The sequence below is a fragment of the Tistrella mobilis genome (genome assembly GCF_039634785.1).
Classification (GTDB): Bacteria; Pseudomonadota; Alphaproteobacteria; order Tistrellales; family Tistrellaceae; genus Tistrella; species Tistrella mobilis.
The window spans coordinates 213961-233099 of sequence record NZ_JBBIAB010000006.1; the positions used below are offsets into that span (position 1 = coordinate 213961).

General features: G+C 70.3%; 18 protein-coding genes. 7 read left to right on the forward strand and 11 right to left on the reverse strand.

What is annotated here, in order from left to right; translation table 11 throughout:
- Window positions 1–17 precede the first annotated feature (17 nt).
- Complete coding sequence (locus WI697_RS10835; RefSeq protein ID WP_062763668.1) at window positions 18–494, forward strand: DoxX family protein; 477 nt, start codon at window positions 18–20, stop codon at window positions 492–494.
- Here WI697_RS10835 and WI697_RS10840 read toward each other — a convergent pair.
- The 3 genes from WI697_RS10840 to WI697_RS10850 form a co-directional block, all read right to left on the reverse strand.
- Entirely contained in the window at window positions 484–828 is a 345-nt protein-coding gene (locus tag WI697_RS10840; RefSeq protein WP_062763667.1) for a cupin domain-containing protein, read from the reverse strand. The two genes, WI697_RS10835 and WI697_RS10840, sit on opposite strands and share 11 nt — an antisense overlap.
- Before the next feature lie 131 nt (window positions 829–959).
- Window positions 960–1211 carry a DUF2312 domain-containing protein gene (locus tag WI697_RS10845; RefSeq protein ID WP_014747925.1) on the reverse strand — a complete coding sequence of 84 codons (252 nt, stop codon included), beginning with the start codon at window positions 1209–1211 and terminating at the stop codon, window positions 960–962.
- 127 nt (window positions 1212–1338) lie between these two features.
- The gene (locus WI697_RS10850; protein ID WP_345958459.1) at window positions 1339–2235 is read right to left on the reverse strand and encodes an AraC family transcriptional regulator; all 897 of its coding nucleotides are present in this window, start codon (window positions 2233–2235) and stop codon (window positions 1339–1341) included.
- A gap of 150 nt (window positions 2236–2385) precedes the next feature.
- Between WI697_RS10850 and WI697_RS10855 the strand changes: the two genes are divergently transcribed.
- Both WI697_RS10855 and WI697_RS10860 read left to right on the forward strand, forming a co-directional pair.
- A complete protein-coding gene (locus tag WI697_RS10855; RefSeq protein ID WP_345958460.1) occupies window positions 2386–2676 on the forward strand; it encodes a XapX domain-containing protein in 291 nt (96 codons plus the stop codon).
- 29 nt (window positions 2677–2705) lie between these two features.
- Window positions 2706–4610 (forward strand): amidohydrolase, encoded by a 1905-nt coding sequence (locus WI697_RS10860; protein WP_345958461.1) that lies wholly within the window; start codon window positions 2706–2708, stop codon window positions 4608–4610.
- Window positions 4611–4687: 77 nt separating this feature from the next.
- Here WI697_RS10860 and WI697_RS10865 read toward each other — a convergent pair whose 3' ends face one another.
- Genes WI697_RS10865 through WI697_RS10875 form a run of 3 tightly spaced genes read right to left on the reverse strand, consistent with a single transcriptional unit; the run spans window position 4688 to window position 6575 of the window.
- The gene (locus WI697_RS10865; protein WP_062763663.1) at window positions 4688–4990 is read right to left on the reverse strand and encodes a DUF1244 domain-containing protein; all 303 of its coding nucleotides are present in this window, start codon (window positions 4988–4990) and stop codon (window positions 4688–4690) included.
- Window positions 4991–5042: 52 nt separating this feature from the next.
- A complete protein-coding gene (locus WI697_RS10870) occupies window positions 5043–5819 on the reverse strand; it encodes an N-formylglutamate amidohydrolase (protein WP_345958462.1) in 777 nt (258 codons plus the stop codon).
- Window positions 5820–5831: 12 nt separating this feature from the next.
- Entirely contained in the window at window positions 5832–6575 is a 744-nt protein-coding gene (locus WI697_RS10875; protein ID WP_062763661.1) for a creatininase family protein, read from the reverse strand.
- 199 nt (window positions 6576–6774) lie between these two features.
- Between WI697_RS10875 and WI697_RS10880 the strand changes: the two genes are divergently transcribed.
- Window positions 6775–8049: a glycerate kinase type-2 family protein gene (locus tag WI697_RS10880; RefSeq protein WP_345958463.1), complete on the forward strand. Its 1275-nt coding sequence runs from the start codon at window positions 6775–6777 to the stop codon at window positions 8047–8049.
- 225 nt (window positions 8050–8274) lie between these two features.
- Here the strand turns inward: WI697_RS10880 and WI697_RS10885 are convergent, their stop codons facing one another.
- Window positions 8275–8847 carry a TetR/AcrR family transcriptional regulator gene (locus WI697_RS10885; protein ID WP_345958464.1) on the reverse strand — a complete coding sequence of 191 codons (573 nt, stop codon included), beginning with the start codon at window positions 8845–8847 and terminating at the stop codon, window positions 8275–8277.
- Window positions 8848–8916: 69 nt separating this feature from the next.
- Here WI697_RS10885 and WI697_RS10890 point away from each other — a divergent pair, with 69 nt between their 5' ends.
- Window positions 8917–9324, forward strand: a complete 408-nt coding sequence (locus WI697_RS10890) for a RidA family protein (RefSeq protein ID WP_298646539.1) — start codon at window positions 8917–8919, stop codon at window positions 9322–9324.
- Window positions 9325–9330: 6 nt separating this feature from the next.
- Here the strand turns inward: WI697_RS10890 and WI697_RS10895 are convergent, their stop codons facing one another.
- From WI697_RS10895 to WI697_RS10910, 4 genes are all read right to left on the reverse strand, one after another.
- Window positions 9331–10899: a hypothetical protein gene (locus WI697_RS10895; protein ID WP_345958465.1), complete on the reverse strand. Its 1569-nt coding sequence runs from the start codon at window positions 10897–10899 to the stop codon at window positions 9331–9333.
- Window positions 10896–12971 carry an iron-containing redox enzyme family protein gene (locus WI697_RS10900; RefSeq protein ID WP_345958466.1) on the reverse strand — a complete coding sequence of 692 codons (2076 nt, stop codon included), beginning with the start codon at window positions 12969–12971 and terminating at the stop codon, window positions 10896–10898. Before WI697_RS10900 ends, WI697_RS10895 begins: the two co-directional genes overlap by 4 nt.
- A gap of 38 nt (window positions 12972–13009) precedes the next feature.
- On the reverse strand, window positions 13010–14767 hold the full coding sequence (locus tag WI697_RS10905; protein WP_345958467.1) for a thiamine pyrophosphate-binding protein: 1758 nt from the start codon (window positions 14765–14767) through the stop codon (window positions 13010–13012).
- Window positions 14768–14858: 91 nt separating this feature from the next.
- Complete coding sequence (locus WI697_RS10910) at window positions 14859–15026, reverse strand: hypothetical protein (protein WP_197465132.1); 168 nt, start codon at window positions 15024–15026, stop codon at window positions 14859–14861.
- Between the two features lie 297 nt (window positions 15027–15323).
- Between WI697_RS10910 and WI697_RS10915 the strand changes: the two genes are divergently transcribed.
- Together WI697_RS10915 and WI697_RS10920 are read left to right on the forward strand one after the other, a co-directional pair.
- Window positions 15324–16463, forward strand: coding sequence for a M20 aminoacylase family protein (locus WI697_RS10915; RefSeq protein WP_345958560.1), 1140 nt, complete (start codon window positions 15324–15326; stop codon window positions 16461–16463).
- A gap of 2 nt (window positions 16464–16465) precedes the next feature.
- Complete coding sequence (locus WI697_RS10920) at window positions 16466–19120, forward strand: EAL domain-containing protein (protein ID WP_345958468.1); 2655 nt, start codon at window positions 16466–16468, stop codon at window positions 19118–19120.
- The last annotated feature ends 19 nt before the right edge of the window (window positions 19121–19139 follow it).

Here is a 19139-nt window from a genome sequence, read left to right on the forward strand (position 1 = left end):
CATCGAAGGATCTTCCCATGCGACGTATCCTGCAGGGCTATTACCGCCTGCCCGGGGCCGGCGACGGCTGGATCGCGGCCGGTCTGCTGGCGGCGCTCCGGCTCTGGCTGGCCTGGCCGTTTTTCCACACCGGCATGCTCAGGGTGGAGCGCTGGTCGACCCAGACCTTCCTGTTCGGCGACATCCACCCGCTGCCGGGTGTCGATCCGTGGATCGCGGCGCTGCTGACCACCACGGCCGAACTCACCCTGCCGGTCTTGCTGGCCGTGGGGCTCGCCGGCCGGCTTGCCGGCCTCGGCCTCGCGGTCATGGCCGCCACCATCCTGCTGGTGGTGGGCCAGACGCCCCAGGGGCTGGAGAACGGCATCTCTCAGCCGGCCGAACAGATCCCCTGGATCCTGGCCGGTCTGGTCATCGCCCTGGCGGGGCCGGGGCGGCTGGCGCTGGATCGGGTGATCGCGACCCGTCTGTTGCCGGCGCGGGTCAGGTCTTGACCACATAGTCCTTGAGCGTGGTCTCCACCACTTCCCAGGTGCCGGTGAAGCCCTCGTGAAGGATGACGGCATCGCCGGGGCCGACCCGGCGGGCGGTGCCGCCATCCTCGGTGATGATCGAAAGCCCCGAGCGGATGCGGCAGTATTCCCAGCAATCGCTGACGAAGCGCCATTTGCCGGGCGTGGCCTCCCAGAGCCCGGCGGCGAGGCCGTCGGGCCGCTCTTCCACGCTCCAGGTGCGGAAGACCGGCGCGCCCTCCAGCACATTGGCGGGGTTGGGGGTGGAGCGTTCCGGCTCTATGCCGTCGATCTCGAGCATGGTGAGCAGGGCCATGGCGTCGTCTCCCTCTGATCCGGGGACCGTATCGCCCCCCGGGGTGAGAGCATAGCCTGCCGCCTGTGGAACGAAAACGGGCGCCGCCTCGATGAAGAGGCGGCGCCCGTTCGAATTCCGTCGCCGGGGGCTCAGCCGATCGGCATGCCCAGGGCGCGCTTGTAGAGTTCGAGCAGTTCGTCCTGCTCCGCCACGTCGTGCGGCTCCATCTTGCGGAGCTTGAGCACCTGGCGCATCACCTTGGTGTCGAAGCCGTTGCCCTTGGCTTCGGCGAAGATCTCGCGGATGTTCGCGGCGATGCCGGCCTTCTCTTCCTCCAGCCGCTCGATCCGCTCGATATACGAGCGCAGCACGTCGCCCGCGATGCCGCCGACCTCGGTCATGGATCGTATCCCCGTCTCTCAAGGCAGATGACCATCGGAACCCCCGGCCGCGGGGATCCCGTGCAAGGGCGGCAAGATAGCGGCTGGCGCGGGCCGGCGCAATCGCGGCGATGCGGCGGCGGCGGGCTCAGCCTTCGCGGAACCGGGCGGGGGTGATGCCGAAGGCGCGGCGGAAGCGGGTGGTGAGATGGGCCTGGCTGGCGAAGCCGGTGGCGGCGGCAATCTCGGCGATCGGCAGCCGGGTGCGGGCCAGAAGGTCGCGGGCCCGTTCGAGCCGCAGCCGCATGACATAGGCGAGCGGGGTCTCTCCGGTCTCGCCGCGGAAGCTGCGGGCGAAATGATAGGGGGTGAGGCCGGCGGCGCCGGCCAGATCCGACAGACGGATCGGCTCGTGCAGCCGGTCCATGATCAGGCCGTGTACCCGGGCGAGCCGCCCACCCGGCAGACCGGCCCGCTCCGGATCCGCGACCGGCGCAGCCCTGTGGCGGCGCAGCAGGTCGAGGGCGATCAGATAGGCGCGCGAATCCATCTCGATCGGGCCGGGCGGATCGGTCGTGTCGAAGGCGCGGGTCAGATAGGCCGTCACCTGGCCCGGCAACTCGCCATCCGGCCGGCCGAAGAAATCGGCCAGCCGTCCGGCACCCCGGCGGCCGCCATGGCCGTCATCGACCTCGTCCAGCAATGACTGGCGGAAATAGAGATGGGCGTAGTCGACCGGGGCCGCCGCCTCGGCGCGAAACCGTCCGCCGCTGCCGGGAACCTGCAATGACACGGTGCCGTCGCGCCCGGCTTCGTCGGCAACCGGCCGGTCGACCCGGCGGACGACGGGGCCGGCGATCTGGATGGTCAGCACATAATGATCGACGCCGGGGAAGTCGGTCGCCTCGCCCAGACGGGCGACCTGGCGGCTGACCGGGGCATTCCAGCGCTCGGCCACCCCCACAGGGCTGGTCGCGACCGTGGTGCCCAGCCGGCGATAGAGCGCCAGATGCGCAGGTTCCTCATCGAAGGCGTGGACGCCCATCTCCGCCCTCCCTCGCCGGACAGCAATCTGCGGCTAAGAATTAAAGCAATCCGGTGAAAGACGCATCAGGCCGATGGCGGGAAGCTGGCGTTCATCGCGGTGCGCTTGACGGCACTGCCACAGACCTTGCGGGCCGGAGGCCGCAGCGCCATGAAGATCTATGTCCTCTCCCTTGGTGCCGGCCTGCTGGTCGGCCTGATCTACGGTCTGCTGAATGTGCGCTCGCCCGCGCCGCCGGTCATCGCTTTGCTCGGGCTTCTGGGTATTCTGATCGGCGAGCAGGTGGTGCCGATCGCGAAGCGCGCGCTCGGCGGCGAGGGCATCACCCTGTCGTGGATGCGCCAGGAATGCACCCCGCACATTTTCGGTGATCTGCCCCGGCAGGCGTCGAAGACCGAGGGGCGCGATGATCCTGCATCCGATCCCTCCCGCCCCGCCTGATGCCCCGCCCAATCGAAGGATCGCCATCCATGTCTGCATCCAGCGGATCACCGACAGCCGACCTGCTGCTGGTCAACGGCCGGGTCACCACGCTCGATCCCGCCAATCCCGAGGCGGATGCGGTGGCGATCGCCGATGGCCGCATCCTCGCCGTCGGGCGCCGCCGGGATCTGGCGGCGTCGACCGGCCCCGAGACGCAGGTGATCGATCTGGGCGGCCGGCGGGTGATCCCGGGCCTCAACGACAGCCACACCCATCTGATCCGCGGCGGGCTGAACTACAACATGGAGCTGCGCTGGGAGGGGATCGAGAGCGTTCACGACGCGCTGGCCCTGCTGAAGGCGCAGGCGCGGGTGACGCCTCCCCCGCAATGGGTGCGGGTGGTGGGCTCGTTCACCATGTACCAGTTCCGCGAGAAGCGGCTGCCGACGCTGGACGAGATCAATGCGGCGGCCCCCGACACGCCGGTCTTCATCCTGCATCTCTACGACCGGGCGCTGCTGAACCGGGCGGCGCTCCGTGCGGTGGGCTATACCCGCGACACGCCGGAACCGCCGGGCGGCGAGATCCAGCGCGATGCCCATGGCGAGCCGACGGGGCTGCTGCTGGCCAAACCCAATGCGGCGATCCTGTACGCGACGCTCGCCCGCGGGCCGAAGCTGGAGCCGGAGGATCAGATCAACTCCACCCGCCAGTTCATGCGCGAGCTGAACCGGCTGGGCGTGACCAGCGTGATCGATGCCGGCGGCGGCTTTCAGAACTATCCGGACGATTATGCGATCATCCGCAGGCTGGCCGAGGACGACCAGCTGACGGTGCGCATCGCCTACAACCTCTTCACCCAGCGTCCGGGTGCCGAGACAGAGGATTTCGTGAACTGGGCCGCCCAGGTGACGCCGGGCGATGGCGGCGACTGGTTCCGCCACAACGGTGCCGGCGAGATGCTGGTGTTCTCGGCCGCCGATTTCGAAGATTTCTTCATGCCGCGCCCGGAGCTGCCGCCCGAGATGGAGGGCCAGCTGGAGCAGGTGGTGCGGGTGCTGGTCGCCAATCGCTGGCCCTTCCGCCTGCACGCCACCTATGACGAAAGCATCGGCCGCGCGCTCGACGTGTTCGAGCGGGTGAACCGCGAGATCCCCTTCGACGGGCTGCATTGGTTCTTCGATCATGCCGAGACGGTGACCGCGCGCAATCTGGAGCGGATCGCGGCGCTGGGCGGCGGGATCGCGGTCCAGCACCGCATGGCCTTTCAGGGCGAGGCCTTCGTCGATCGTTATGGCGCCCGCGCTGCTGAGGCCACGCCGCCGGTGCGCCGGATGCTGGATATGGGCCTGCCGGTCGGCGGCGGCACCGATGCGACCCGGGTGGCCAGCTACAACCCCTGGACGGCGCTCGCCTGGCTGATCGGCGGGCGGACGGTGGGCGGTCTGCAGCTCTACCCGCCCTCGACCCGGCCCTCGCGGCTGGAGGCGCTCGGCATGTGGACCGAAGGCTCGGCCTGGTTCTCGACCGAAGGGGGGAAGAAGGGCCGGATCCAGGCCGGGCAGTTCGCCGACCTGGCGGTGCTGTCCGAGGATCTGATGACGGTCGCCGACGAGGCGATCGCCGGGATCGAAAGCCTGCTGACCATCGTCGGCGGCCGGATCGTGCATGGCGCCGGCCCCTTCGACCGGCTGGCGCCGCCGCCGCTGCCGGTCAGCCCCGACTGGGCGCCGACCAGGCGCTATGCGCTGGATCAGGTGAAGCAGCGCAAGGCGGCGATGGCGGCCGAGGGCATCGACCGCTCGGTCGCCGCGGCCGGCAGCTGCTGTGCCAGCGCCTGCGGCATCCACGGCCATGCCCATGCCCGGCCGCGCGCCGCTTCCCTGCCGGTGCAGGACGGCGATCTGGCCGGTTTCTGGGGGGCCGTCGGCTGCGGCTGCTGGGCGGTCTGACGCGGACCGCGTGCGGCGGTCGGCGTCAGCGCCAGCCCGTCAGCGTCAGCCCCCGTCAGCGTCAGCCCCCGTCAGCGTCAGCCCTTGTGCGCCGCCGCCTGTTTCGCCGCAAAGGCCGCCTGCTGTTCGGGCGTCGCCTCGGTCTGGTGGCGGGCCTTCCATTCGGCATAGGGCATGCCATAGACCAGTTCGCGCGCCGCTTCCTTGTCGATCGGCTCGCCCTTTTCGGCCGCGGCATCGGCATACCAGTTCGACAGGCAGTTGCGGCAGAAGCCGGCCAGGTTCATCAGATCGATGTTCTGCACCTCCGGCCGGTCGCGCAGATGCTGGACCAGACGGCGGAAAACGGCGGCTTCGAGTTCGGTGCGGGTATCGGTCATCTGGCTGGTCCTCATCAGACGGGAGACGGGGAATGTGGGGCGCGGAGGCCGATCAGTCCAGCCCGGCGATCGCCGCAGAAAGGGCGGCGGCGATCAGCCCGGCCATGACCGCAGCGCCCTCGGTCGTTGTGATCAGATCCTGGCGGATCTCCAGCGCCACATAGGGCAGGCCGCGCCGTTCGGCATGGATGTCGGTGGTGTAGCCGCGCATGGTTTTCAGCGAATAGGGCTGATTGTCGCCCACCACCAGCCCGGGCGAGGCACGCAGATGGCGGAGCAGCGGCGTCGCCAGACGGTCGTTGCGGGCATGGAGCACACCCACATGCCAGGGGCGATGCTGGCCGTCCATCCGGTCGGTGCAGGAATGGACCGAGACCACCGCCGGGTGCAGCCCGGCGGCGACCAGGGCGGTGATCCGGCGGTCGACGGCGGTGTGATAGGGATGGAAGATCCGCGCGGCCCGATCCCGATGCTCTGCCGGCCCGGCCCGCCGGTTGCCCGGCACCTCGATCCCGTCGGACCGGCCGGGCATCGACGCCGGGTCGTCGAGGAAACGGTTCACATCCAGCACCAGCCGCGAGACCGTGGTCAGCACCGCAGGGGCCGCGAAGGCACCGGCCAGGCGGCGGGTCACCTCGGCCGCCCCGATATCCCAGGCCACATGCCGGCCGAGCACGGCCGGATCCAGACCAAGCCCCTGATATTCAGGCGGGATGTGGTTGCTGGCATGATCGCAGAGGAAGATCACCCGGGCGCGGGCGTCGGGGCGGATCAGCTCGGGCGTGAAGGGGTCGGGCGTGAGGGGGGCGGGCGTGAGGGGGGCGGTCAAATCCGGCCGGCCTCAGCTGTCGTCGCCTGCGACCATGACCGCGGCGCGGACGATTTCGGTCGCGCCGGTCGCCCCCAGGGCGGCGAGCAGGGCATGGCCCTTCTCTGCCGTGGCGGCAGAGGGATCGCCGATCACGCCGCTTCGGGTATAGGCGGCCATGCCCAGCTCGGTCAGCCGCGGCCGCTCTCGCGCGCCATCGGCGGCGGGCAGGGGCAGTGCCACGGCATCGGGGGCGGCGGCCAGCAGGATCGAGGTCTCGATCTCGCCCGCATGCATGTCTTCCGACAGGCTGCGGGTGATGCCGGCCGCCTGCAGGGCCTCTGCCCAATGGTCGCGGCCGGGCAGCAGCAGGGTGCGGGGATGGGCGGTCAGGTTCAGTTCCTGGACCAGATTGGCCAGCACGTAATTGCCGCCATGGGCGTTGACGATGGCGAACACGCCGATGCCCTGATGGCGCAGGCTTGCCGCCAGATCTTCCACGAAACCGCCAAGCGCGCGGGCACCAACCCAGACGGCGCCGGGGAAGCCCGCATGTTCCTGGGAACAGCTGACCGGCAGCGGCGGCAGCACCAGCGTGGCGGCGGCCATGTCCGCCGGCAGGGCGTCGTGGATCGCGGCGGCGACGGCACCGGCGATCAGCGTGTCGGTGGTCATGGGCAGATGGGGGCCGTGCTGTTCGAACGACCCCACCGGCAGGATCGCAGCCAGCGGCGCGGTGGCGGAAAGATGGGGCAGGCGCTGTCGTGACGGGATCATCGGATGCGGATCTCTCGACGAATCGGATCTCTGGACGACGGCCGGCCCTACCCTTGATGGGCGGCCGGCCAGTCACCGGAGGGGGAGGGCTGCGCGCGCGCCACAAGAATGGCCCGTCCTGCAGGACTTGCCAAGCCATGCGACCTCCGGTCACGATCTTCGCGCCGCCTCTTCCCCTGACCTGATGGATCCGCCACCCATGACCCTCGCCCCCGAAACCCTGCTCCGGCGCCTGTTCGACGCCGGTCTGGCCGCCAGCCGCCCCTCGGCGGCGCTGCTTGCCCCGCATATGCCGGCGCCGCCCAAGGGGCGGCTGATGGTGCTGGGCGCGGGCAAGGCCGGGGCGACCATGGCGGCGGCGGTGGAAGAACTGACCGCCGACTGGCCGATGCGGCCCGAGGGACTGGTGATCGTGCCCTATGGCCATGGGCTAGAGACGCAGCATATCCGCGTGGTCGAAGCCGCCCATCCGGTGCCGGACGAGGCCGGGCGGCGGGCGAGCGCGGCGTTGATCGATCTGGCGCGCGGCCTCGGCCCCGACGATCTGCTGCTGGCCCTGATCTCGGGCGGCGGCTCGGCACTTGCCGCGGCACCGGTGGCGGGGGTGCCGCTCGACGACAAGCGGGCGGTGACCCGGGCGCTGCTGGCCTCGGGCGCACCGATCGGGGCGATGAACACCGTCCGCAGGCATCTTTCGGCGATCAAGGGTGGCCGGCTGGCGGCCGCGGCGGCGCCGGCACGGGTGGTGACGCTGGCGATTTCCGATGTGGCCGGCGACGATCCGGCGACCATCGCCTCGGGCCCGACCGTGCCCGACCCCACCACGCTTGCCGATGCCGGGCGGGTGCTGGCGGATTGGGGCATCACGCCCCCTGACAGCGTCGCCCGGGCGCTCGCCGACCCCGCCAACGAGACGCCGAAACCCGGTGATCCGGTTTTCGATCGGGCCCGCTATCACATGATCGCGACCCCGATGCTGGCGCTCGAGGCCGCGGCGGCAGAGGCGGCCCGCCTTGGCCTCGCCCCCCTGGTGCTGGGCGACCGGATCGAGGGCGAGGCCCGCGAGGTCGCCCGCGTCATGGCCGGCATGGCGCTCTCGGCCCGCGCCCACGGCCGGCCGGTCAGGGGCCCCGCGGTTCTGCTCTCGGGCGGTGAGACCACCGTCACGGTGCGCGGCGACGGACGCGGCGGCCGCAATGTCGAATTCCTGCTGGCGCTCGCCCTGGCGCTGGGCGGCGCGCCCGGCATCCACGCCCTGGCCGCCGATACCGACGGCATCGACGGCGCCGAGCCGGTGGCGGGCGCCGTGATCGGCCCCGACACGCTCTCCCGCAGCCATGCGCTCGGCCTCGACCCGGCGGAGATGCTGGCCCGCAACGACGCCCACACCCTGTTCGCCCGGCTGGACACCCGGATCGTGACCGGGGCGACGCGGACGAATGTGAATGATTTCAGGGCGATTCTGATAAGCTGAGCGGCGGCCTCATGGCCCTGACGTGGAGGGAGGCATGACCCGGAAGCACCACGACGCCCACCCGCCGCCCGCACGGACGAGAGCGGGTGTCGAGGAGTTGCTCGACATCGCCGATCGTACGGCTGCGGAGGTGTGGCGGCCTTATGAAGACCATGATCGTCTGCTTTATGATGAGGACGGCCTGCCTAAATAGTGCCCGGGTGACGTCCGACCCGAACAGATCGCCTACAGGATCGACCGGAACACCGCCGCCACCTGATCGGTGGTGGGTTTGGGGCCCTGGCCGGTGGCGTACATCAGCGTGATGCCGTCGATCAGGCCGGCGGCGGTTTCGACCGGGACATCGGGGCGGCCATCGGCGATCAGGGTCAGAAAAAAGGCGATCGGGCGGCGGGCGGCCGATGTCAGCTGCGTGCCGAGATCCGCGAGTTCCGGGCGGCGGGCGGCGGCCATGGTCAGTTCCATCCGGGCCAGGAACAGGGTGCGTTCCGTGTCGGCATAGGTGACGAGTTCCCGGGCGACATAGGCGACCGCCGAATCCAGGCCGTCGCGGGCGGCGATGTCGGCGAAGCCCAGCTGAAGGTCGTCGCAATCCTTTTCCAGCAGGGCCGCCAGATGTTCTGCGGCCGCGATCAGCAGGGCCGTCTTCTTCGGAAAATAATACGAGCAGGAGCCCTGAGGGAGGCCGGCGGCCTCGTCCACGGCCCGGTGAGTCACGCCCTCCAGCCCGCGGGTTCCAAGCAGGCCGATGGTGGCGTCGAGTATCGCGCGCCGACGCGCGAGCTTGTCGGTTGACATGGATCCTCTACAAATGTAGAGATTTCTTATGCAATAGCATGGAAATCCCAGATGATGCCGGAGGAAAGCATGACACAACCGATCATCCGCTTGAACCCGTCGACGCTGCCCGATACCAGCGGCATCGGCTATTCCCAGATTTCGGTGGTGGAGCCGGGGCGCATGGCCTGGGTGTCGGGGCAGGTGGCCTGGCGGGCCGACGGCACGGCCGTGCCCACGGGGCTTGCCGCGCAGATGGAAGTGGTGGCCGGAAATGTCCGGGCCGCGCTCGCGGATCTTGGCGCCGGCCCGGCCGATGTCGTGATGGCCCGGGTCTATGTGGTGGATCTGACCCCTGAGCGGCTGGACGAGATGATGCCGGGCTTCCGGGCGCTGTTCGGCACGGCGCAGCCTTCCGTTACCGGCATCGGTGTGGCCGCGCTGGCGGCGCCGGAGCTTCAGATCGAACTGGAGCTGGTCGTCCGGCTGCCGGATTGACCCGCGTCAGATCAGGCCGTCGCGGGCCCAGCCGGCCAGATCCCGCGCCGGTACCGGCAGCCAGTCGGGGACGGGGCGGCGGGCCGGGTCGCCATGGAAGGCGGCGAGCCAGCCCAGCGCGCGGGCGTTCAGCTCTACCATCAGCGCATAAAGATCCAGCGCCCGGCGGGCATCGTCGCGGCCCAGATGCGGGATTTCGGCACCCAGCCGGCGGGGCATGGTGGTGTGATCGAGGCCGATATTGATCTGCTCATGGGCGCGGACCTCGGCATCCTCTGCGGCGGTGATGCCGGCGGCGGCCAGCCGGCCGTTCATCGGATTGGGCCGGCCGGGCAGGCCTTCGGTCACGATCAGCACCGCCGGGAAGGCGGCGGGTGCACGATCGGCGATCAGGCCCAGCAGGTCGACATAGGCCGTGAAGGGCGGCAGCGGCAGACCGTCGATCACCGCGTCGGCATCGAGCCCCAGGCGGCGGCAGGCCTCCAGCTCATGGGCTTCATGGCCGCTTTCCTCGACATGATAACGCCGCATGCGGCCGCGCAGTCCCGGGCGCAGCGCCATGCGCATCGCCGGCAGGAAGATGTCGGTGATCCGCGCCGAAACATGGTACTGCGCCAGATAGACGCCGCGCGCGATCGCGGTTGCGATACCGGCATCCCGGCCGGCCAGCAGCGCCCCGATCCGGTCGTCGCCGATGGCGGAGAGCAGGGCCGGGGTCATCGCCTCGGCGGTGAGGATCAGGCCGATGCCGGTTTCGGGGATCGGGGTTCCGGCGGGCGGCAGCGCCCGGCGTTCGGCCCCGGGCAGGCCCGCCAGGATCAGCGTGGTTGCCGCCACCCCCAGATGGCGTTCGGCTTCCGTGATGTCATAAAGACAGCCGGGCGGGGCCGAGAACCGTGCCTCGGTGCCGGTCAGCCGGGCGAGCAGGCGCCCGGTGGCGACCAGGCTCAACGGCGCGGTCACCGCCCAGGCCTCGACCAGCAACCGCAGGATGGCGGCATGGAATCCGGCGCCCTGCGGCAGCTCCGGCGGCGGGGCGAAGGGGCCCGCCTGGCCGCCGCCGGCGATCACGTCGCGGATGCGGTCGAGCAGGCCGCGGGCAAGATCCAGCATGGCGGTGTGGTCGAGCCCGCCGATCTCGCGCCGCCCGGCGGCGATCCAGCCCGCCGCGCGGTCGAGTGCTGCATCCAGCCGGGCATGATCGGCGACCAGAACATCGTGGCCGTCATCGGTTTCGGTGATCAGCCCCAGCCGGTCGAGCCCGTCCAGAAGATCGACCAGCCCGTCGGGGTCCGGGTCGGCGCCCGCCGCACGCCGCTGTGCGCGGGCCGCCGAGGCGCTGCGTATCGCAGCCCAATCCCCCGCCGCCGCATCGCGCAGCCGGTCGAGCCGGGCGGCGAGGTCGGCCGCACCGATGCCGGTGACGTCGAGTTCGGTGACGCCGCCGTCATGGACCAGGGCGAGGGTGTCGGGGCTGCGGGGATCGATCCGCAGCACCGCCAGCCGCGGCCGTCGATAGGCGCCGAGGCTCCAGGGGGAGAAGGGGATACTCGCGGGGGAGGCGGAAGCGGTCATCGGGCAGGCTCTCCGCGGGTGGCGGTCATCGAAAGCGGCAGGCGCAGGGTCGGGATCGGGTCGGCACCCTGCCCGTAATGGCTGAGGATGCGGCGCTCCAGCCGGTCGAAGGCTTCGAGCAGGGTGACGGCCGCCTTCAGCGTCACCAGAGTCTGCTCCCGGCCGACGAAATCACGCAAGCCCATCAGGCGGGACGAGATGTCGCCATGCGCACCTTCGTCGTTCAGCCCGGCATGCCAGACCAGCGGCGACCAGAAGCCTTCTGGCATGTCGAGCGCCCGGGCGCGATCGACCAGCAGATCGTGGAACCGCTGCGCCGGCCGTTCGAACAGGAAGAGCAGGGCTTCGAACGAAACCGGATCCTGGGCGGCGAGCACCGCCAGCGTCGAGGTGAGCGCGAAAGTCTCGGGCAGCGGCACCAGGCGGTCGAGCAGGTCCTCGTCGATGCCGACCGCAGCCAGGGCATCGGCAAGGGTGCGGTCGTGGCCGACCTCTTCGGCGAGGAAGCCTTCCAGCAGCCGGGTCCGGGCCGGCGATCCGGCATGGCCGAGTGCCGGGGCGACCGCCCGCGGGCCCATCCGCACCACCTGATGATACTCGATCGCATAGCCGATCAGCTGCGCGCGTGTGGCGCTGCCTTCGGCGAAGGCCCGGCCCAGGGCACCGGTGCAGATCCGCGCCTCGGCGGCGGCGACGAAGCGGCGCAGCTCGCGCATCGCCTGGGCGCCCGACACGCCATGGGCGATGCCGGGATCGGCGTCTTCCAGCAGGCCCAGCCCGTCCAGCGCCTGCAGGATTTCGCCCACACCCGCGGCGCCGAAACCGGGGGCCACGGCCGCCAGCTGCGCCCGCGGGGCACCCGCGGCGAGGGCGGCCATCAGCCGGCGCGCCTCGTCCAGCCCTTCCGGCAGGATGTCGATCGCACAGCCCTGATCGCCGTAATCCAGGCGGATGGAGGCGGGCTCGATCGCCACGCCGACACCGTCCCTGAGTTTCGGCCGGCGCGGCACCGCCGTCTCGGGCGCCGAGGGATCGGTGGTGACGTTGCCCGCGATCGCCGGCAGCCCGGTATCGGGGGCGAAGCCCTCCACCCGCCGCACCCGGTCGCCCGGCACGGCATAGTGATCGAGGATCGCGCCGTAGAAATCGTCATACAGCTCGACGAACAGGTCGAGCCCGTCGATCACCCGGCCGAGCTCGTCCTCGCCGATGCCGTCGAGCGCATCGAAGATCTCGCGGGTGAGCAGGCCGTGGCCGCCGTTCATGTTGATGCCGGCATGGGCACGGATCGGGCCGATGAAGGCCTCGTCCATGCCGCGGCGCTCGGCCGCGCGCACGAAGCTGTCGACGTCGATGTCCCGGCCTTCCAGCACGCCGAGCGTCGCGAAGAACAGGATCGGGTCGGTCCGGGCCCAGTGCGACAGCGCATTGGCAAGCGCCATCGTCTCGGGCAGCGGCACGGTGCGGGCCAGGATTTCGCGGTCGAGCCCCACGGCCTCCAGCGCCTTCAGGATCAGCTCGTCATGGCCGACCTCTTCGCCGTAGAAGCGGTTCATCGCCACCCGCGCGGGCGTGCTGCCGGTCCAGGCCAGGACCGGGCTGTCGAACCAGCTTTCGCGGAACAGGAAGTGGTAGTTCTCGATCGCCATGCCATGGAAGACCCGCTCGGGCACGGCATGGGGATCGTCGAGCATCGCCCGCCAGAACCGGTTGCGATACAGCCGGGTGAAGAGCAGGCGGTTGGTCCGGTCCTCGATCGCGAACAGGGCGGCCCGGCCCGACCGGGCGGCCGGCGGGGCCGCTTCGTCGACCAGGTCGAAGGCGGCGAGGTCGCGGATCAGCCGGGGCATGTTGGCGCCCCCGGCCTCGCGCTCCAGCGCCTCGGCATCGCGACCGCCGTCGATCAGGCGCAGCACCCGGCCCAGCGCCGGGGCATCCACGCCCCCGGCCTCCAGATGGAAGCGCGTGCCGCCGCGGTCGAGAGCGATGCCGTCCGCCGCCTCGACGATGCGGGCGGCAAGGCGCGGGCGGCGGGGTGCAGAGGGGTGGGGGGGAAAGGTGTCGACGGACATGGGGAACGGCGCCTCTCGTGATCGGGATCCATCCAGGCTCAGGACTTGAAGGCGTCGGGATCGCCGCCGCCGAAGGCTGCGGCGATCGCCTTGCCCGAGACGGCGCCGGCCGGGCGGCGGGCGGCCGGATCGAGCATCACCTCGACCACGGCCGGCACGCCCGCCTCGGCGGCGCGCGCGGCACGGGCCAGGGCGGGGGCGATGCCCGAGGCGCGCTCCACCCGCTCGCCATGGCCGCCCAGCGCTTCGGCCAGGCGGTCGTAGCGGGTGGCGCGGCTTAAGAACTGGCCGTCGAGATTGGCGTCGCCGAAGATGTCGTCGTGGAAATTGCGCATCTCGCCCCAGGCGCCGTCATTGCCGATCAGCACCACGAAGCCGGTCTTCGCGCGCACGGCGCTGTCGATTTCCATGGCATTGAAGCCGAAGGCGCCGTCGCCCTGCACCGCCAGCACCGGGCATGCGGGCCGGGCCAGGCGGGCGGCAATGGCGAAGGGCAGGCCGATGCCCAGGCAGCCGAAGGGGCCCGGATCCATCCAGTGGCCCGGGCGGCCGACCGGGATGGCGCCGGCGGTTTCGGCGATCACGTCGCCGCCGTCGCCGATGGTGACGGTGTCGGGGGTGACGAACCGGGCGGCCTCGGCTGCGAAACGGGCATGGTCGATCGGGCCGTCGCCGTCCAGGCGGTCTTGACGTGCGCGGGCCGCCCTGGCGTCGCGGGCGGCAAGCTGTTCGGGCCAGGCGGCCGGCACCCGGTGGCCATCGGCCTCGAAAGTCTGGGCCAGGGCGGTCAGGAAATGGCGCGGGCTGGCGGTAACGCCCATGACCGCGCCGCGATTGCGGCCAAGCCTTGCGGGGTCTGCATCGACATGGACGATCACGCAATCGGGATCGATCAGCGGTGCGCGGCCGTAATTCAGGCGGAAGTCGAAATCGATGCCGATCGCGATGATCAGATCGGCCGCGGGCAGGGCGCGGGCGCGGGCGGCGCTGTGCATCTGCGGATGGTCCGGCGGCAGGATGCCGCGGGCGGCACCATTGGCGAAGACCGGGCAGCCGGTCTCGCGCACGAAACGGTCGAGCGCCTCTTCCGCCCCCGCCCAATAGACGCCCGATCCGGCCAGCAGCAGGGGGGTGCGGGCGGCGCGGAGCAGGGCGGCGGTCTTGGCCACGGCGTCCGGATCGGCGGCGGGGGCGTGGCTCTGGCCGCGCCCCTGCGCGAAACTGAGCGCATCCGCCGGCACGCGACCCATCAGCAGGTCGAAGGGCAGATCCAGTGCCACGGGGGCCGGCCGCGGCACCATGGCGGTGGCGGCGGCCTCTGCCAGCAATTCGGGCAGGCGCCACAGATCGCCCGGCGTCGCGGTCATGCGGGTGACGGGCTTCAGCATGTCGAGCTGGGGGGCTTCCTGCAGCGCCCCCATGCCTTCCGTAGCCCCCGGATTGCGGCCGGCCAGCAGCATCAGCGGGCTGCCGGCCGCCCATGCATTGGCGACCGCGACCGCGGCCCCGACCACGCCCGGGCCTGCGGTTGCAGCCGATACCTGAACCTGGCGGGTCAGCCGGGCCATGGCATCGGCGGCATGGGCGGCGGCCTGTTCATGGCGGAAATCGACCAGCCGGATGCCGGTGCGGGCGCAGCCGTCGAACAAGGGCGACAGATGCCCGCCGGTCAGCGTGAAGAGATGCCCGATGCCCAGCGCGCGCAGCTGGGCGGCGGCGACGATGCCGCCATGGAGCAGGGGGGCCGGATCGGCGTCGATCCGCGATGCAGCCGGATCGGGGGCGGCGTGGCTCATCGGGGGGCTTCCTTCGGCGTCGGCGTCGGCGGGGAAGGCGCCGGCCCGGGAGCCCCCGGGACCGGCGCCCGATCGTTCAGATGTCGCCGGCTCAGAGATGCACGGCGATCAGCACCGGCTTCTCCTGGGTGGCCGGGCGGATCTGGACCAGGAAGGTCTTGCCGCCGGTCAGCCCGGTGCGAAGGGCGATGTCGGGCTCCTTCGCGTCCAGCCCGAGCTTCGCCACCGTATCCCTGACGTCCACCACTTTGTCGCTCATGGCGTCTCCCTCCATACGGGGATTATAGAAACAGGAACATTCTACCTGAGGTTAACAAAGAGTCACGACTAATCAGAATTAAATGACCGAAAATCATATACATAAGGTTGTAAAATTTGCGAAGGGGCCGGTAAAGGGCGGTTGTTCCGTCAGGCGATTTCATGGAGCCAGACCATTGCATCCTGCTATGCTGACCCGGGCAAATCGTGGTGAACCGGAGGTTGCTTCATGTCCGCCCCCCAGCCGCAGTCGAAGCCGAATGGACCAGGCCGTCAGATCGCAGCCTGGCTGCATGAAATGGTGGCGCTGCGCCACGATCTGCATCGCCATCCGGAACTGGCGTTCGAAGAACGGCGGACCGCCGCGCTGGTGGCCCGATCGCTGGCCGATTGGGGGTGGGAGGTTCATGAAGGCCTGGGCGGCACCGGTGTCGTCGGCACCCTGACCACCGGGCCGGGGCCGGTGATCGGCATCCGGGCCGATATGGACGCCCTGCCGATCACCGAGACCACCGGCCTGCCCCATGCCAGCCTGCATGACGGCCGGATGCATGCCTGCGGCCATGACGGCCACACCACCATCCTGCTGGCGGCCGCGCGCTGCCTGGCCGAGCGGCGGCGCTTCCGCGGCACCGCGCGGGTGATCTTTCAGCCGGCCGAGGAACATGGCGGCGGGGCGGCGGTGATGATGCGCGACGGGCTGTTCACCCGCTTTCCGGTCGATCGGATCTATGCCCTGCACAACATGCCGGGGCTGCCTGCCGGCGTGTTCGGCTTCCGCCCGGGCGCGCTGACCGCGGCATCGGACGATTACGTGATCACCGTCCGCGGCCGCGGCGGCCATGGCGCCTATCCCGAACGGGCGGTGGACCCGATCGTGGCCGGATCGGCGATCGTGCTCGCCCTGCAATCGGTCGTGGCGCGCAACGTGCCGCCCACCCGGCAGGCCGTGGTGACGGTGGGCGCGTTTCGGGCCGGCGAGGCGGCGAACGTCATTCCCGAAACGGCGGTGCTGAAGGCGAGCGTGCGGACCACCGACCCCGAGACCCGCAGCCTGATCGAGATGCGGATCCGCGAGCTGGTCGCGGGCCAGGCCGCCGCCTGGGGGGCTTCGGCGACCGTCCAGGTGGACCGCGGCTATCCGGCGGTGATCAACGATGCCGGCGCGACCGCCTTTGCGCGCGCGGTGGCGGTGGACGCCTTCGGTGCCGGGCGGGTGATCGACATCCCCGAGGCATCGATGGGCAGCGAGGATTTCGCCTATATGCTGGAGGGCGTTCCCGGCTGCTATCTGGTGGTGGGCAACGGCATCGAATCAGGACCGACCAGCTGCATGATCCACAACCCCGGCTATGACTTCAACGATGCGGTTCTGGGCGATGCCGCCGCTTTCTGGGTGGCATTGGCCGAAGCCTCGGCGCCGGCAGGTGCCGCCTGAACATGCACCCGGTCACGGCCCGCCATTGCCTGCGCCTTGCCCTGGCCTGGATGCTGCTGCTGGCATCCGCGCTGGCCGGGGGCGGCCCGCTGCGGACAGCCTCTGCCGCGGAGGCGCCGGTCGTGACGATCCGGGGCATCGAGGCCGGCCTGGATCTTACGCCCTTCGCCCGTATCCTGCCCGATCCGGGCGGCCGGATGGATCTGGAGGCGGCGCGCCGGGCCACCGGCTGGCAGACCACGCCGAACCGGCTTCTGCGTTTCGGATATGCGCCCGACATGGCCTGGTGGGCCCGTGTGACGCTGACCAATCCGTCGGCGCGGGCGGCACGGGTGGTGATCGATCTCGGCACGTCGCAACAGGATTATGTCGACTGGTACGTCACGGCGCCCGACGGGCAGGTCCTGCTGGCCAATCAGACCGGCGACCGGCGATCCTTCGCAACCCGGCTTCTGCCCTATCGCGACCTCGTGCTGCCCTATCAGCTGCCGCCGGATGCGACCGTCACGGTCTATCTGCGCCTGGGAACCCATGACGGCCTGTTCGCGAGCATGCCGTTCCGATTGTACGACTACACCGGGTTCTTTACGACATCAGGACGTGAAAGCGCGCTGCTTTCGATGTTCCATGGCGGACTTGCCGCACTGGCGTTGTTCAATCTCCTGGTTTTTCTGGTCACCCACCAGGGCGCGGTGGGTCTCTACGTCCTGCATCTTCTGGCGGTGCTGACTGGCAGCGTCAGTTTCCGCGGTTTCGGTTTTCAGTATCTCTGGCCGGATCTTCCGGGCCTCAGCAATGCCATGACCGCGGGCTCGATCATCCTGGCCTTCGTCACCGGCAGCCTGTTCGTTGTCCGTTATGTCCGTCTGCACCGCCATGTATCGGTGGCCACCCGCCGCGTGGTCAGCCTGCTGATGATCGCGGCCCTGTCCGGGCTGGTGCCGCTGGCGTTCGGGCAGTATGCGCTGGCGGTGGGGTTCAGCCTGATCGGCCTCGGCCTGGTGGTGGTGGTCTACCTGTTGAATGTCCGTCTGCTGTTCAGGGGCGTGCGCGAAGCCCGGTTCACCGTGCCGGCCTTCTTCGCGCTGATCGTCGCCGTGGCCCTGCATTACCTGGAAATCAGCGAATTGCTGCCGCCCAGCGGCTTCCGGGTCTGGCCCCTGATCATCGGGTCGTCGATCGAGGTGATGCTGCTGGCCTTCGGCCTGGCGGATGCCATGAACCAGCAGCGGGAGCGGCGCTTCGCCGCCGAACGCCGGGAAGAGCTGGCCCGGCTGCACATGGCGGAGATCGAGCGTGAGGCCAGCCACAAGGCGCGTCATGACGAACTGACCGGCCTGCTGAACCGTCGGGCGGCTGAAGAATGGCTTGAGGCGGCGGTGGAGCGGGGCCAGCCGGTGGCCGTGCTGCATCTGGGCCTGAATGATTTCGGCGCGGTGAACGAGGCGGTGGGCCATACCGGCGGTGACGCCGTGCTGCGCCAACTGGGCCGCCGGCTGGAGACGGCGATAGCGCCGGGGGAGATTGCGGCACGGCTGCTGGCCGATGAATTTCTGGTGCTGATGCCCGATACCGATCAGGCGCGGGCCGTGATCGCCGCCGATCGCATCCAGCGGCTGTTCGCGGTGCCCCAGCAGGTGAGCGGCACCGACATCTCGATCGCCTGCCGGGTGGGGATCGTGATCCATCCCGACGACGCGCGCACGGCCGAGGATCTGCTGCGGCGGGCGGCGATCGCCATGCAGGATGCGGCACGCCTGCCGCGGCGGATCCAGCTCTATCAGGCCGGGCGCGACGACGACCATCGCCGCCGGATCGCCCTGATCCGCGACCTGCGCCATGCGGCGGAACATGGCGAGTTCCGGCTGCTCTATCAGCCCAAGATCCATGTCGCCACCGGCCGGCTGGTGGCGGCGGAAGCGCTGATCCGCTGGCAGCATCCCACTTATGGCATGATCTCGCCGGCCGAATTCATCCCGCTGGCCGAGCAGAGCGGTGCCACAAGCGGCATGACCCGCTGGGTGATCAGAGAGGCGGTGCACCGGATGCGCAGCTGGCGGCTGGCCGGGCTCGATATCGGGCTGTCGGTCAACATCTCGGCCCTGGACCTGGATGATCCGGATCTCGTGGGCTTCGTCGGCCGCAGCCTGGAGGCCGAGGGGATCGCGGGCGGGCGGCTGACGCTGGAGGTGACCGAGAGCGCGATCATGACCGACCCCGACCGGTCGCGCGCAGTGCTGGAAGGGCTGAGACTGAGCGGCGTGACGATCTCGGTGGATGATTTCGGCACCGGCTATTCCTCGCTCGCCCATCTGAAGCGGCTGCCGGTGCAGGAACTGAAGATCGATCAGTCCTTTATCCGCGATCTGTCGGCGGCGAGCGAAGATGCGGTGATCGTGCGCTCGACCATCGGCATGAGCCACAATCTGGGGCTCTCGGTGGTGGCCGAGGGGGTGGAGAGCGAGGAAATCCTGACGCTGCTGGGCAGCTGGGGCTGCGATGTCGCCCAGGGCTATGCCATCGCCCGGCCGATGGATGCCGCGGATTTCGAACGCTGGGCGGGGCACCGCATGGCGGCTGCGCGCGAACAGGCGGCAGCCGCCGACTTGACACGGGTCAGAACCGTCCCCGGTGATCAGGCGTCTCAGCCCGGCTGACGGACGCCCGCACCAGCTT

Excerpts from the sequence above, each read along its gene's own strand:
- WI697_RS10880 (WP_345958463.1), top strand. The coding sequence starts at position 6,775 with ATGACCCTCGCCCCCGAAACCCTGCTCCGGCGCCTGTTCGACGCCGGT.
- WI697_RS10895 (WP_345958465.1), bottom strand. The coding sequence starts at position 10,899 with ATGACCGCTTCCGCCTCCCCCGCGAGTATCCCCTTCTCCCCCTGGAGC.
- WI697_RS10885 (WP_345958464.1), bottom strand. The coding sequence starts at position 8,847 with ATGTCAACCGACAAGCTCGCGCGTCGGCGCGCGATACTCGACGCCACC.
- WI697_RS10835 (WP_062763668.1), top strand. The coding sequence starts at position 18 with ATGCGACGTATCCTGCAGGGCTATTACCGCCTGCCCGGGGCCGGCGAC.
- WI697_RS10905 (WP_345958467.1), bottom strand. The coding sequence starts at position 14,767 with ATGAGCCACGCCGCCCCCGATCCGGCTGCATCGCGGATCGACGCCGAT.
- WI697_RS10915 (WP_345958560.1), top strand. The coding sequence starts at position 15,324 with ATGGTGGCGCTGCGCCACGATCTGCATCGCCATCCGGAACTGGCGTTC.
- WI697_RS10850 (WP_345958459.1), bottom strand. The coding sequence starts at position 2,235 with ATGGGCGTCCACGCCTTCGATGAGGAACCTGCGCATCTGGCGCTCTAT.
- WI697_RS10855 (WP_345958460.1), top strand. The coding sequence starts at position 2,386 with ATGAAGATCTATGTCCTCTCCCTTGGTGCCGGCCTGCTGGTCGGCCTG.
- WI697_RS10900 (WP_345958466.1), bottom strand. The coding sequence starts at position 12,971 with ATGTCCGTCGACACCTTTCCCCCCCACCCCTCTGCACCCCGCCGCCCG.
- WI697_RS10910 (WP_197465132.1), bottom strand. The coding sequence starts at position 15,026 with ATGAGCGACAAAGTGGTGGACGTCAGGGATACGGTGGCGAAGCTCGGG.
- WI697_RS10875 (WP_062763661.1), bottom strand. The coding sequence starts at position 6,575 with ATGATCCCGTCACGACAGCGCCTGCCCCATCTTTCCGCCACCGCGCCG.
- WI697_RS10890 (WP_298646539.1), top strand. The coding sequence starts at position 8,917 with ATGACACAACCGATCATCCGCTTGAACCCGTCGACGCTGCCCGATACC.
- WI697_RS10860 (WP_345958461.1), top strand. The coding sequence starts at position 2,706 with ATGTCTGCATCCAGCGGATCACCGACAGCCGACCTGCTGCTGGTCAAC.
- WI697_RS10845 (WP_014747925.1), bottom strand. The coding sequence starts at position 1,211 with ATGACCGAGGTCGGCGGCATCGCGGGCGACGTGCTGCGCTCGTATATC.
- WI697_RS10865 (WP_062763663.1), bottom strand. The coding sequence starts at position 4,990 with ATGACCGATACCCGCACCGAACTCGAAGCCGCCGTTTTCCGCCGTCTG.
- WI697_RS10920 (WP_345958468.1), top strand. The coding sequence starts at position 16,466 with ATGCACCCGGTCACGGCCCGCCATTGCCTGCGCCTTGCCCTGGCCTGG.
- WI697_RS10840 (WP_062763667.1), bottom strand. The coding sequence starts at position 828 with ATGGCCCTGCTCACCATGCTCGAGATCGACGGCATAGAGCCGGAACGC.